Annotated in this window: 10 protein-coding genes; 2 read left to right on the forward strand and 8 right to left on the reverse strand. The window is 71.3% G+C overall.

Annotated elements, in window-relative coordinates; translation table 11 throughout:
* Both AB0P06_RS21220 and AB0P06_RS21225 read left to right on the forward strand, forming a co-directional pair.
* Window positions 1-1,182, forward strand: coding sequence for an FAD-dependent monooxygenase (locus AB0P06_RS21220; protein ID WP_363609479.1), 1,182 nt, complete (start codon window positions 1-3; stop codon window positions 1,180-1,182).
* Complete coding sequence (locus AB0P06_RS21225; protein WP_363609481.1) at window positions 1,179-1,601, forward strand: nuclear transport factor 2 family protein; 423 nt, start codon at window positions 1,179-1,181, stop codon at window positions 1,599-1,601. The genes AB0P06_RS21220 and AB0P06_RS21225 overlap by 4 nt, the downstream gene beginning before the upstream one ends.
* A gap of 117 nt (window positions 1,602-1,718) precedes the next feature.
* Here the strand turns inward: AB0P06_RS21225 and AB0P06_RS21230 are convergent, their stop codons facing one another.
* The 8 genes from AB0P06_RS21230 to AB0P06_RS21265 all read right to left on the reverse strand — a co-directional run.
* The gene (locus AB0P06_RS21230; RefSeq protein ID WP_363609483.1) at window positions 1,719-3,098 is read right to left on the reverse strand and encodes an NDP-hexose 2,3-dehydratase family protein; all 1,380 of its coding nucleotides are present in this window, start codon (window positions 3,096-3,098) and stop codon (window positions 1,719-1,721) included.
* Window positions 3,095-4,081, reverse strand: coding sequence for an aldo/keto reductase (locus AB0P06_RS21235; protein WP_363609485.1), 987 nt, complete (start codon window positions 4,079-4,081; stop codon window positions 3,095-3,097). Before AB0P06_RS21235 ends, AB0P06_RS21230 begins: the two co-directional genes overlap by 4 nt.
* Before the next feature lie 152 nt (window positions 4,082-4,233).
* Window positions 4,234-4,971 carry an ABC transporter permease gene (locus AB0P06_RS21240; protein WP_363609487.1) on the reverse strand — a complete coding sequence of 246 codons (738 nt, stop codon included), beginning with the start codon at window positions 4,969-4,971 and terminating at the stop codon, window positions 4,234-4,236.
* A 115-nt stretch (window positions 4,972-5,086) separates the two neighbouring features.
* Window positions 5,087-5,995, reverse strand: a complete 909-nt coding sequence (locus AB0P06_RS21245) for an ABC transporter ATP-binding protein (RefSeq protein ID WP_363609489.1) — start codon at window positions 5,993-5,995, stop codon at window positions 5,087-5,089.
* A 175-nt stretch (window positions 5,996-6,170) separates the two neighbouring features.
* Window positions 6,171-6,773 (reverse strand): dTDP-4-dehydrorhamnose 3,5-epimerase, encoded by a 603-nt coding sequence (rfbC, locus tag AB0P06_RS21250; protein WP_363609492.1) that lies wholly within the window; start codon window positions 6,771-6,773, stop codon window positions 6,171-6,173.
* The gene (locus AB0P06_RS21255) at window positions 6,770-8,020 is read right to left on the reverse strand and encodes an activator-dependent family glycosyltransferase (RefSeq protein ID WP_363609494.1); all 1,251 of its coding nucleotides are present in this window, start codon (window positions 8,018-8,020) and stop codon (window positions 6,770-6,772) included. Before AB0P06_RS21255 ends, rfbC begins: the two co-directional genes overlap by 4 nt.
* Before the next feature lie 173 nt (window positions 8,021-8,193).
* Entirely contained in the window at window positions 8,194-8,988 is a 795-nt protein-coding gene (locus AB0P06_RS21260) for an alpha/beta fold hydrolase (RefSeq protein WP_363609496.1), read from the reverse strand.
* A 92-nt stretch (window positions 8,989-9,080) separates the two neighbouring features.
* On the reverse strand, window positions 9,081-12,742 hold a 3,662-nt coding region (locus AB0P06_RS21265), incomplete at its 5' end, for a type I polyketide synthase (protein ID WP_363609498.1).

Below are 12,742 nucleotides of genomic sequence, written 5' to 3' on the forward strand. Positions count from 1 at the left end.
ATGACACAGCACACGAGACGCCGCAAGGCTCTTGTCATCGGGGCGGGGATCGGTGGCCTCACGGCCGCCGTCACCCTGCGCCGCGTCGGCATCGAGGCCGTGGTGTACGAACGCGCACACGAGATACGACCGGCCGGGTTCGGCATCTCCGTGATGACCAACGCGCTGGCCGCGCTGCGTGCCCTGGACATCGACCTCGGCCTGGAGAAACGAGGCGGGATCCTGCTGCGCAGCGATCTCCTGGACAGCCGGGGCCGGCTGCTGCGGTCCCTGCCGTTCAAGGACGCCTGTGACCGGATCGGCGCCCCGAGCGTCGCCATGTACCGGGGCGACCTGCAGGCGGCGCTGCTCGACGCGCTCGGCGACTGCCCGATCGAGGTGGGCGCGACCGCCACGGAGTACGAGGTGACCGAGGACGGCGTCCGGGTCCGCTTCGAGGACGGGCGGGAGGACACCGGGGACATCCTCATCGGGGCCGACGGCATCAACTCGGCGATCCGCCGCCAGCGCACGGGTGCCGGAGCGCCCACCGACGGCGGCTTCATCTGCTGGCTGGCGGTGACCCCGTTCGAGCACCCGAAGTTCACCCAGGGTCTCAACGCCCACTACTGGGGTCTCGGCCGCCGCTTCGGCCTCCACGACGTGGGCCACGGCCGGGTCTACTGGTGGGGAACGGCCAACATGTCCGCGGAATCCGCCCGCAGCTGGAACGGGGACAAGGAACAGATCGTCCGGGCCTTCGCCGGCTGGGCCGACGAGGTGCGCGAGGCGATCCGGGTCACCCCCGCCGAGACCATCGTCGGCGTACCGGCCCAGGACCGTCCGTTCCTGGAGCAGTGGGGCGAGGGACCGGTGACCCTGCTGGGGGACGCGGCGCACCCGATGCTGACCAGCCTCGGCCAGGGCGGCAGCAGCGCGATGGAGGACGCCGTGGTGCTGGCCCAGTGCCTGAGCGCGCTCTCCGACCCGGTGGCCGCGCTGCGCGCCTACGAGGATCTGCGGCGGGAGCGGACCCGGGAAATGGTCGAGGTCTCCCGCCGGCTCGGCGCGGTGGAGCAACTGGACAAGCCCGTGCAGCGGGCGCTGCGCGACGCCTACCTCCGCTTCGCCCCCGTGTCGGTCCTCATGGCCCCCTTCGAGCGCGCCCTCACCCCGAAGCTGTTCACGATCGGAACACAGTGACGAGCCGGCCGGCCGCCCCCGACGCGAAGAGCGTGGTCCTGCGGTACCTCCAGGCACTGCGCGAGAAGGACCTGACCGTGCTGCTGGAGACGCTCTCCCCGGAGACGGTCTTCCACATCCCCGGCACCCACCCGGTGGCGGGGGCCTGGCACGGTCCGGCCGAAGTCATCGAGAGGTTCATGGTGCCCATGGGCGAGCGCTTCGCTCCCGACGCCGACTACTCGGTCGACGTCAAACACGTGATCGCGGAGGGGGACCAGGTCGCGGTCGAGTGCGTCTCGCACTCGACGACCAGGACCGGGGCACCGTACCTCATCCACATCAGCGCGCTCTTCACGGTGGCGGACGGGCGGATCACCGTCATGCGCGAGTTCTTCGACACCCAGTACTTCGCCCGCACCCTGTTCGGCACCGACTGACACCGCGCCGCGGCCCGCCACCCCACCCATGCACGGGCTCGCGTCCCGCGAGCCCTCGGCACAGCACCGGAGAAGGCCCGGGTGGGGCGGCGGGCGGCAGCGGGAGCGGTCCGCCCGCTACCGCAGCGCCGTCGGAGCGTCCACGCTCTGCAGGCAGGCGATCAGCGTACGGGCCTCGATGTTGAGGTAGTGGCTGTGCCGGATCAGCCCGACGAGTTCCGGGACCGGGATCCAGCGGTAGTCGGGGCCGGGATCGGCGTCGCGGAGGCCGGGGTCGGCGTCGACGACGAGATAGCGGTTGCGGGCGTGGTAGAAACGCCCGCCCTCCTCCGAGAGGACCGAGTCGAAGAGCACCCGCTCGGGCGGCGCCCCGGCCACCTGGTCGAGGAGCGGCGGCCGGGCGGCGGCCGGCAGATGGGTGTAGTTCTCGGGCGTGCACTGCACGGTGGGGGCGAGCTCCAGGACGTCGGTGTATCCCGGTTCCACGCGTGCGTGCACGAGCGCCTGCAGGGTGCCGTCGACGCGTCGGGTCAGGAAGGCCGACAGGCCGGTGCCGTGCGGCTCGATCATGGGCTGGGACCAGCTGCGGACCTCGCGGCCGCCGGCCTGGACGTCCACCGCGATGACGCTGAAGAATCCGCCGGTCTCGTGGGAGATGCGGTCCGCCGAACGCTGCCAGTGGAGCACCCTGTTCAGCGGGATGCGCGCGGCGCACGGGTCGTACCGGGTGCGGGCCTCGGTGATCCAGCTGAGCAGGTCGGTGCCGACGGGTACGGCGTGCGGGCCGGCGTCGCCCACACCGCATCCGTGGAACGGGAAGGGCAGACAGGCGAGGACACTGCGCGAGTCCATGTTGACCAGGTCCTCGACGACGAGCAGTTGATGCAGTTGGCTCAGGGTCAGCCAGTGGAACCCGTCCAGGACTTCGATGTCCTCGTCCACTTCGATGATGATGTTGCGGTTGCGCTTGCGGTAGAACCAGCAGCCCTGCTCGGACTGGCGCACGTCGGCGAGGATCCGGTACCGCCCGGGCCGCTGGAAGTACTCGACGTAGGGGACGGCCGCGCCCCGGTGGATCCGGGTGTAGTTGCTGCGGGTGGCCTGCACGGTCGGCGAGAGCTGCAGCCCGTTGCAGTTGCCGGGCTCCATCTTGGCCTGCATGAGGAAGTGCAGCACACCGTCGAACTCCTTGGCTATGACGCCGAGGATGCCGATCTCCGGCTGGTTGAGGATCGGCTGGGTCCACGTCTCGACCGCGCGGCCCGGCATGCTGACGTCCAGGCCTTCGACGCTGAAGAACCGACCGCTGTCGTGGACGAGGTTGCCCGAACCCGGCTCGAAGCCCCATCCGCGCATGGCCGCGAACGGGATGCGCTCGATCCTCGACGCATCGGCCCGGCGGCGCTCGTCGAGCCAGTCGTGGAAGCCGGACAGCGTGACCGTGGAGCTGTCGGCCGCGTGCGCGGAGCGCGCGACGCGGGTCGCGAGGGCATTCACCACGCCCACGCTTCGGGGCCGGGCCCGCCGTTGCCGACGGGCGGGAACAGGGTGTCGATCTCGGCCAGCAGCTCGTCCGTCAGCTTCAGGTCCAGGGCGTTCAGGGCGCTCTCGAGCTGACCGGTGCTGCGCGGGCCGATGACCGGGGCCGTGATCCCGGGCCGGGACATGACCCAGGCCAGGCCCACCTCGGCCGGGTCGGCGTCGATGCCGGCGCACAGCTTCTCGTACGCGGCGACGGCGTCGCGGTGCTTCTCCAGCGCCTCCATCGCCCGCCCCTGCGCGGTCTTGACGGCGGTGCCCTCCTCCAGCTTGCGCAGCGCGCCGCTCAGCAGCCCCCCGTGCAGGGGCGACCAGGCGAGGACGGCCACCCCGTACCGCTGGGCGGCCGGGATGAGTTCCAGCTCCACGTAGCGGGTGACCATGTTGTAGACGGACTGCTCGGACACGATGCCGAGGAAGTTGCGGCGCGCCGCGGCCTCCTGCGCCTCGGCGATGTGCCAGCCGGCGAAGTTGGACGAGCCCACGTACCGGACCTTGCCCTGCTGGGTGAGCATCTCCATCGCCTGCCAGACCTCCTCCCAGGGGGCGTGGCGGTCGATGTGGTGCATCTGGAAGAGGTCGATCCAGTCGGTCCGCAGCCGGCGCAACGAGGCTTCGCAGGAGGCGATGATGTGGCGGGCGGACAGGCCGCCGTCGTTGGGGCGGTCGCTCATCGGGTTGAACACCTTGGTGCCGAGCACGACCTGGTCGCGGCGGCCACCGCCCTGGGCGAACCACTCGCCGAGCAGTTCCTCCGTGAAGCCCTTGTGGACCTGCCAGCCGTACTGGTTGGCGGTGTCGAAGAAGTTGATCCCGCGGGCCAGGCCGCGGTCCATGATCTCGAAACTCTCGTCCCTGGTCGCCCGGACCCCCAGGTTCAGCGTGCCCAGGCAGAGCCGGCTCACCTGGAGGGCCGTGCGGCCGAGGTAGGTGTACTCCATCAGTGATTCCTTTACCGTTACTGGTTCTCTGAGGCTGCGGCCGTCCATTGATCAGCGATCGACTGTGCGTGCGGGGGAGACCCGGGCCGGCCTCCGCCTCGCGTGCGCTGCGGAGGCCGGCCCGGGTCCTGTCCCATCTCACTGCCGGCGGGTCACTGCCAGCGGAACAGCCTGGCCGCCAGCACGCTGCACAGGGTGCCGACGACCACGAGGACGACCAGGTGCAGGGTCTGCGGCCAGTGGCCTTCCCAGGAGTCCCGCAGGGCTTGCAGGGTGGCGCCGAGGGGGGTGTAGTCCCCGATGGTGGAGACGGTGTCGGGCAGTTGCTCCTTCGGGAGGAACACCCCTCCGAAGAACAGGCTGGGGAACAGCAACGACAGGCCGATCGAGGTCGCCGCGCGGCTTCCCGGCGCCACCGCGGCGACGACCAGGCCGACCGAGAACAGTGCCCAGGCGCCGAGGAAGAACGTCAGCAGGAAGGCGGGCACCTGTTCCGGCAGCGCCGTGTCGAGCGCGAGCCGTCCGACACCGAGGACCAGCAGCGCCCCCAGGACGGCGGTCGCCAGGTTGATGACGAGCTGGGCGAGCAGCAGGTTGACGGGGTGGACGGGGCTGGCCGCCATCCGGCGCAGAATGCCCTTCTCCCGGTAGGTCGCCAGGGTGGTGGGCAGCAGGTTCAGCGACAGCATGGTGAGGCACATCGAGATCGCCATGGCCGGGACGAACGCCGCCATCGCCGCCTTCTTGGCAGGGGTGTCGTCCGAGTTGCCGGTGATGATGTGGAAGATCTGCAGCAGCACGAGCGGCAGTGCGATGACGAAGAACACCGCGGTCGGATCGCGGAGGAAGAGCTTCGTCTCGACGAGGGTGAGCTGGGAGCGCCCGGTCATGCGTGTCCTCCTGGCGGCCGGCGGCCGCCCTTCGGTCGGGGTGGCTGCCGCAGGGGCCGGCAGCAGGTCGTCTTGGGGCCGGTGCGGCCCGGCGTCGGTCGGTCGTGGCACGGCGTCAGTGGCCCGGCGCCGAACCGGTGAGCTTCACGAAGGCGTCCTCCAGCGTCGGTTGTTCCAGACGCAGTTCGCCGGGGACGATCCCGTGCCGGGCGAGGGCCGAGACCACCGCGTACACCAGGTTCTCCGTGCCGGTCACCGTCACCCGGGAGTTGGTCCGGGTCACCGACGTGACCTCGGGCAGCGCGGTCAGCAGGGTGTCGTCCAGCGGGGCGGAGGGGGTGAAGCGCAGGCGCTGTTGGGTGTCGGCGGCGGAGATCAGGCCGGCCGGGGTGTCGAGGGCCACCAGCCGTCCTTCCCTGATGACCGCGATGCGGTCGCAGAGCCGCTCGGCCTCCTCCATGAAGTGGGTGACCAGCAGGACGGTGACGCCCTGGGCGCGGACCCGCTCGATCAGCTCCCAGGTGTCCCGCCGGGCCCGGGGGTCGAGTGCGGTCGTCAGCTCGTCGAACACCGCGATCCGTGGGTTGCCGACCAGCGCGAGGGCGATGGACAGCCGCTGCTTCTGGCCCCCGGACAGCTGCCCGAACCGGCTGTCGCGTTTCTGCTCCAGCCCCCAGTCGGTGATCAGGCTCCGCCAGTCGGCCGGGTCGCGGTAGAAGGTGCTGTACATCTGCAGCGCTTCCCAGACCTTGAGCCGGGGCGGCAGTTCGCTCTCCTGGAGCTGAATGCCGATGTGCTGCCGCAGCTGCTCCTTGTCCTGGTGCGGGTCGAGCCCCATGACGGAGACCTTGCCCCCGTCGTACCTGCGCAGGCCCTCGACGCATTCCACGGTCGTCGTCTTGCCCGCGCCGTTGGGGCCGAGAATGCCGAATATCTCGCCCTCTTCGACGACGAATGAGACGTCGTCCACGGCGACGTGGTCGCCGTAGGTTTTCCGGAGTTTCTGGACCTCGATCGCCGGCATGCCTACTCTTTCTTTCTCCACCGGTATTCCTTCGTCTGTGCCGCCGGAGGCGGGCATACCCGTGCCCGACCACCCGATGCGACCATCGGAGGCCTTCCGTCCGGTGAACGGCGCCGCTCCACCGGACGGCCGCGGGAAATCAACCGGCCGGTGGAGCTGCCATGGTGGCGCCGTGTCAGTTGCGGCGTAGTTCAGCGTAGCGCGCCGAACACACGCCGTAGTCCGGCAGTGCGCCGGCCTGCCGGGCCTCCCGCAGGGTGGGCGCGTCGCGGTCCCGGTCCGACACCAGGGGCGCGATGCCGTCCGGCCAGGGGAGGCCGAGCGCGGGGTCGAAGGGATCGATCTCGTGCTCCGCGGCCGGGTTGTACTCGGTCGAGCAGAGGTACGCGGCCACGGTGTCGTCCTCAAGGGCCATGAACGCGTGCCCGAGCCCCTCGGCGAGGTAGACCCCTTCGCGCTTCCCGGAGTCCAGCACGAGGGAGTCCCACTGCCCGAAGGTCGGTGAGCCCACCCGGATGTCCACCACCACGTCGAGCAGCGAGCCGCGGGTGCAGGTGACGAACTTGCCCTGCCCGGGCGGTACATCGGCGAAGTGGATCCCGCGGACCGTGCCGCGCCGGGACACGCTGTTGTGGTACTGCCCCAGCCGCAGCGGGTGCCCGACCGCCGCCACGAAGGAGGACTCGGTGTAGCTCGCGCAGAACGTCCCCCGCTCGTCGGGGTGGACCGCCGGCGTGAACGCGTAGGCTCCGTCGACGGCCAGCTTCCGTACGGTCATGAGCGGTGCTCGGCGGTCAGCTTCTCGAGTACCGGCACGAGTTCGGCGGGGCTCGGCGTCGCCAGGATCTCCGCCCGCAGCCGGTCGGCGGACTCCTGGAAGGACTTCTCGCCGAGCAGCCGCTCGATCCCCTCGCGCACGCCCTGGGCGGTGAGTTCGCCGGCGTGCGTGTAGATGCCCGCGCCCGAGGCCTCCAGGGCGGTCGCCTTCGACCACCAGTCCGCGAACCGGATCGGGGCCATGAACTGCGGCACGCCGTTGACGAGTGCGGTCGCCCAGGAGCCGAAGCCGCCGTGATGGAGGATCACGGAGCAGCTGGGGAGCAGCGTGTGCAGCGGTACGAAGTCCACCAGGCGGGCGTTGTCCGGCACCCGCTCCAGCCCGGCGGACACCTCCGCGGGCAGCGCCGCGATGAGCTCGATGTCGAGGTCGGCGACCGCGTCCAGGATCTCCTGGATGGGCACGAAGGAACCGCCCAGCGCCCCGAAGGAGATGCCGGAGGTCAGGCAGACCCGGGGCCGCTGGGGCTTCTCGCGGACCCAGGCGGGCTCCACCGAAGGACCGTTGAACGGCACCCAGCGCACCGGGACGCGCTTCACGTCCAGCGGCAGCTGGAGGCTGTCCGGGATCTGGTCGATGGTCCACTGGCCGGTGGTGACCTCTTCGGCGAAGTCGCAGCCGTAGCGGGCCAGCAGTTCGGTCAGCCAGGCGGCCAGGGGGTCCTCGCGCTTATCCGCCGGCTGCTGCTCCATCAGTTCGAGGAAGACCGAGCGCATCTTGGAGTAGATGTCGACCGCCCACAGCATGCGCGCGTGGGCGGCGCCGACCACGCGGGCCGCCACCGGTGCCGCGTAGGTGAGCGGGTCCCAGATGACCAGGTCCGGCTGCCAGTCCCGGGCGAGCGCCACCATGTCGTCGACCATGCAGTCGTTGTAGATCCGGTAGGCGAACTGGACGCTCATCCGGTACTTGGTGAGTACCTTCTCCCAGGTCTGCTGGTCCGCGTACGGCTGCGACCAGTCGGAGATCTCGTTCTCCAGCTGGTCGTGGTGCATGGCGAACATCTCGTGCAGGTTGTGGTCCGTACCGACGGACACCGCGGTGAGGCCGGTGCGGGCGATGGCCTCGGTGAGGGCGGGGTTGCTGGCGACCCTCACCTCGTGGCCGGCTGCGGCGCACGCCCACGCCAACGGGACCATGGTGTACAGGTGGGATTTCTCGGAGACGGTGGCGAATAGCACGCGCATGAGTGTTTCTTCTTTCCTAGGGTCCCGTTACGCGGGTTCAGCAAAGCTGAATCGAAGACTGGCGACAACCCCTACCGACCCCTTACGCGGCGGGAGTTGAGTTCAGCCGGAATTCAACTGACGGGGGCTTCACTACGGCGTGGAGCGGACCGTCGTGTCTCTCGCCTGCGCATTCATCCGCCGGCGACTCGCGAAGGCAGCACCGTGATCGTGTTACGGGCCCTGAGGAAATCCCACACCGTGTTGACGACAGCGGCCTTCTGGTCGCTGAGGTAGAAGTGGCCCCCGGGGAAGACCTGCAGCTCGAAAGTCCCGGAGGTGTGGTCGCCCCAGGCCGCCACCTCCTCGACGGCGACGCGGAGGTCGCCGTCGCCGCCGAGTCCCACGATGGGACAGTGCAGCGGGGGGCCGGGCACATAGCGGTAGGTCTCCGCGGCCTTGTAGTCGCTGCGGATCGCGGGCAGCGCGAAGCGCAGCAGCTCCAGGTCGCCCAGGATGCGGGAGTCGGTGCCGCTGAGCCGCTGCAGCTCCGCCACGATGCCGTTGTCGTCGAGCAGGTGGATCTCGTGGCTGCGGTGCTGGGACGGCGCGTTCCGGCCGGAGGCGAACAGGGCGGCCGGCACGATGCCGGACTCCTGCTCCAGCAGCCGCGCCACCTCGAAGGCCACGCTGGCGCCCATGCTGTGGCCGAAGAGCGCGATGGGCAGATCCGTCCATCGGGTGAGCACGGTGAAGATCTCCCGGGCCAGCCCCTGGACGCTCTCGACGGGTTGCTCGGAGCGTCGGTCCTGCCGTCCCGGGTACTGGACGGCCATCACCTCGATCCCCGAGGACATCTCCTCCGACATCGGGAAGAAGAAGCTCGCGGATCCTCCGGCGTGCGGGAAGCAGATCAGCCGCACCGTGGCGTCGGGCTGGGGGTGGAAGCGGCGCAGCCACAGGCTGTCGTCGTTGTTCGGCGGTGCCATGGTCGTAGGTGTCCCTTTCGGTCTCTACCGGCCGTGCCGGTACTGGTCGAATGCGAACCGCGTCCCGCGCGGAGGTGCGCCGGCGAGCGCGCTCACCGGGCGTCGTCCTGCGGCGGCAGGGCCGAGATCCAGGCCTCGACGGCGGCCGCGGTGGAGGCGACGTGGTCCTCCATCACGCTGAAGTGGTTGCCCCGGACGTCGACGACGTCATGGGGCAGGTCCCAGTAGGAGCGCCACTTCTCGGGGGCGGCCTGGGTGTTGCCGCCGGCCAGCGGCTCCTCGGCCCGGACGAGCAGGGTGGGCGCGTCGACGGGCCGCGGCTCCCACTCCTTGCAGATGTCGAGGTACCAGCCCATCGCCGTCAGCCGGTCGTCGTCCATCGCGACGAAGGTGCCTTCGCGTTCCGTCATGCCGTCCATCAGGGCCAGCCCGAACTGGTTGACGAAGTTGCTCTTGGGCACGTACGTGTCCACCAGGACGACACCGGCCGGCCGGATGCCCAGGTCTTCGAGCCGGCCTGCCGCGGCCTGGGCGAACCAGCCGCCCGCCGACGTTCCGAGCAGGACGAACGGGGCACCGTCCGCGGCCTCGGCGACGGCCGCCGCCTGGGCCTGGACGACGGCGTCCATGGTCGCCGGGAGGCTCTCGTCCCGGACGAATCCGGGCAGCGGAAGCGCCGACACGTCGCGCAGTCCCCTGAAGGACGACGCGAACCGCGCGTACTGGTGCAGTCCGGCCAGGGCGAGGCACGAGGGGAGGCAGAACACCTGGGTCGGTGCCTCGCCCCGGCCGAGCCTGATCGGCGTCGGCGGCTTGTCGAGGTCGGCGGAGGAGCTGAACTGCGGCCGCAGCGCGGCGACGGCCCGCAGCAGGTCGAACGCCTCTCCCCACTTGCCACGCTGAAAGGCCCCCATGTAGAGCGAGCTCAGCGTCGCCGAACCGCCCTCGGCGGCGGCCTGGGCGGCTGCCGGCGACTCCGGTGCGCGGCCCGTGGCGGCCGGCGCCTCGGCCAGCTCGCGGCGCAGCCGCTCCGCCAGGTCGGCCGGGGTGCGGTGGTCGAAGGCCAGGGTGGCGGGCAGTCGCAGCCCGGTGGCGGCGTTCAGGCGGTTCCGCAGCTCGACCGCGGTGAGCGAGTCGAAGCCGGAATCCATGAACTGGTGGTCCTCGGGCACCGACTGCGGCCCCGAGTGGCCCAGCACGGCGGCTACCTGGACCCGCACCAGGTCGATCAGCACGCCGAGCTGTTCGGCCTCCGGCATCGCCGCCAGGCGCCCGGCCAGGGACGGTCCGCCCGTGCCGCCGTCGCCGGACACGGCCGTGGCCACGGTCCGGCGGCCCGGGGTGCGCACCAGGCCGCGGAGCACGGCGGGAAGGGCGACGCCCGAAGTACCGGTCCGCAGCGCCGCGGTGTCGATCCGGATCGGCACCAGCAGCGGGTCCTCCAGGCCGAGCGCCGTCTCGAACAGCCGCAGGCCCTCCTCGGACGACAGCCCGCCCACACCGGCGCGGGCCGCACGGGCGATGTCGCCGGCGTCGAGCGTGGCGGTCATGGTGCTGAGTTCGTCCCAGGGCCCCCAGGCGAGCGAGGTGGCGGGCAGCCCCTGGCCGCGCCGGCTGTGCGCGAACGCGTCCAGGAAGGCGTTCGCCGCCGCGTAGTTGGCCTGGCCCGCACTGCCCAGCACCCCGGCCGCCGAGGAGTACACCACGAAGGCGGCGAGGTCCTGGTCGCGCGTCAGCTCGTGCAGGTTCAGCACGGCGTCCACCTTCGGCCGCAGCACCGTGTCCAGTCGCTCCGGCGTGAGCCCGTCGACCAGACTGTCGTCGACGATGCCCGCCGTGTGCACCACGGCGGTCAGCGGATGGTCCGCGGGGATCGCGGCGAGCACCGCGGCCAGCGCCTCGCGGTCGGCGGCGTCGCAGGCGGCGACGGTGACCTGGGCGCCGAGCCCGGTGAGTTCGGCCCGCAGAGCCTCGGCACCCTCGGCGGCCGGGCCGCGCCGACTGGTCAGCACCAGCCGGCGGACGCCCCGCTGCCGGACGAGGTGCCGGGCGAGCAGGCCGCCCAGAAGGCCCGTACCGGTGATCAGAACGGTGCCGTCGGCGTTCCAGGCCGGCGCGCCGGTCTGCGGAACGGACGTCACCCTGGCCAGCCTGGGCACCGTGAGTTCGCCGCCGCGCACCGCCAGCTGAGGTTCGCCGGACAGCAGCGCCGCGCCCAGGGCCCGGCCGGACGCCTCGTCCTCGTCGACGTCGACCAGGACGAAGCGGTCGGGATGCTCCGACTGCGCCGCGCGGACCAGGCCCCAGACCGCGGCGTTGGCCAGATCGGACACACCCTCACCGGGGGCGGTGGCGACTGCCCGCCGGGTGACGAACACCATCCGGGACGACGCGAACCGCTCGTCCGCGAGCCAGGACTGCACCAGGGACAGAGCACGGCGGGTGGCGGTCCGTACCGACTCGGCGCCGTCCGGTGCGGACGGGCACGGGACGAGCACCATCGCGGGGGCCGAACTGCCCGAGGCGACGGCACCGGTGAGCGCGACCAGGTCCGTGTAGGACTCCAGGAAGAACCCGAGGTCCTCCAGGACCTCCAGGTGCTTGAGGTCGTCCGGTCCGACCAGGGCCAGCCTGGTGGGCCCCGGCAACTGCGCCGGGGCCGGCACGGACGGCCAGTCGACCCGGAACAGCGCCTCGTGCCCGGTCGGCCGGGCGGCCCCGAGCTGCGCGGCCGACATCCTGCGCAGCACCAGCGCGTCGATGGCGGCGACCGGGCTGCCGGAGGAGTCCGCGACCGCCACGGACACCGCGTCGGTGCCCGCGACGCCGATCCGTACCCGCAGTTCCGTCGCTCCGGAGGCCCGCAGGGACACGCCCGTCCAGGAGAACGGCAGCCGGCCCTCCCCCTCGCCGCTGTCGATGAGCGAGCCGAGGGCGATGCCGTGCAGCGCGGCGTCGAGCAGGGCCGGGTGCAGTCCGTACGCACCGGCGGGCGCCTGCTGTTCCTCGGGCAGCCGCACCTCGGCGTACACGGCGTCGTCGGCCACCCACACGTGCCGCAGCCCCTGGAAGGCGGGGCCGTAGCCGAAGCCGGCCTCGGCGAAGCGCTCGTACAGATCGCCGACCTCGACGGGCTCCGCACCCGCCGGGGGCCACACACCCAGGTCGGGGCCGATGGCGGGTGCGGTGCCGTCATCGATGCCCAGGGCGCCGCTGGCGTGGCGGGTCCAGGGCTGGTCGGGGTTGGTGTTCTCGGGTCGGGAGTGGATGGTGATCGGGCGGGTGCCGTTGTTCTGGGGGGCTTCCGCGGTGATCTGGAGGACGACGCCGCCGTGTTCGGGGAGTACCAGGGGTGCTTCCAGGGTGAGTTCTTCCACCCGGTCGCAGCCCACGCGGTCGGCGGCCTGGACGGCGAGTTCCAGGAACGCGGTGCCGGGGAAGAGGATCGCTCCGGAGACGGCGTGGTCCGCGAGCCATGGCTGTGACTGGACGGACAGTCGTCCGGTCAGGACGAGGCGGTCGCTGTCCACGAGGGGGAGGGCGGCGCCGAGCAGTGGGTGTCCGGCGGTTCCCAGGCCCGCCGAGGTCAGGTCGCCGGTGGCGGTCGGTGCGTCGAGCCAGTAGCGGTCGCGTTGGAAGGCGTAGGTGGGCAGGTCGACCCGGTGGGGGTTGTGTCCGGTGAAGTAGGCGTTCCAGTCGATGGTGAGGCCGAGGGTGTGCATGCGGGCCAGGGCGGTGACGGCGGTTTCCTCTT

The sequence above is a fragment of the Kitasatospora sp. NPDC088351 genome (genome assembly GCF_040685575.1).
Classification (GTDB): Bacteria; Actinomycetota; Actinomycetes; order Streptomycetales; family Streptomycetaceae; genus Kitasatospora.

Bases quoted from the DNA above. Each gene is read 5' to 3' on its own strand.
- AB0P06_RS21220 (WP_363609479.1), top strand. From the start codon at position 1: ATGACACAGCACACGAGACGCCGCAAGGCTCTTGTCATCGGGGCGGGG.
- AB0P06_RS21235 (WP_363609485.1), bottom strand. From the start codon at position 4,081: ATGGAGTACACCTACCTCGGCCGCACGGCCCTCCAGGTGAGCCGGCTC.
- AB0P06_RS21240 (WP_363609487.1), bottom strand. From the start codon at position 4,971: ATGACCGGGCGCTCCCAGCTCACCCTCGTCGAGACGAAGCTCTTCCTC.
- AB0P06_RS21245 (WP_363609489.1), bottom strand. From the start codon at position 5,995: ATGCCGGCGATCGAGGTCCAGAAACTCCGGAAAACCTACGGCGACCAC.
- rfbC (WP_363609492.1), bottom strand. From the start codon at position 6,773: ATGACCGTACGGAAGCTGGCCGTCGACGGAGCCTACGCGTTCACGCCG.
- AB0P06_RS21255 (WP_363609494.1), bottom strand. From the start codon at position 8,020: ATGCGCGTGCTATTCGCCACCGTCTCCGAGAAATCCCACCTGTACACC.
- AB0P06_RS21260 (WP_363609496.1), bottom strand. From the start codon at position 8,988: ATGGCACCGCCGAACAACGACGACAGCCTGTGGCTGCGCCGCTTCCAC.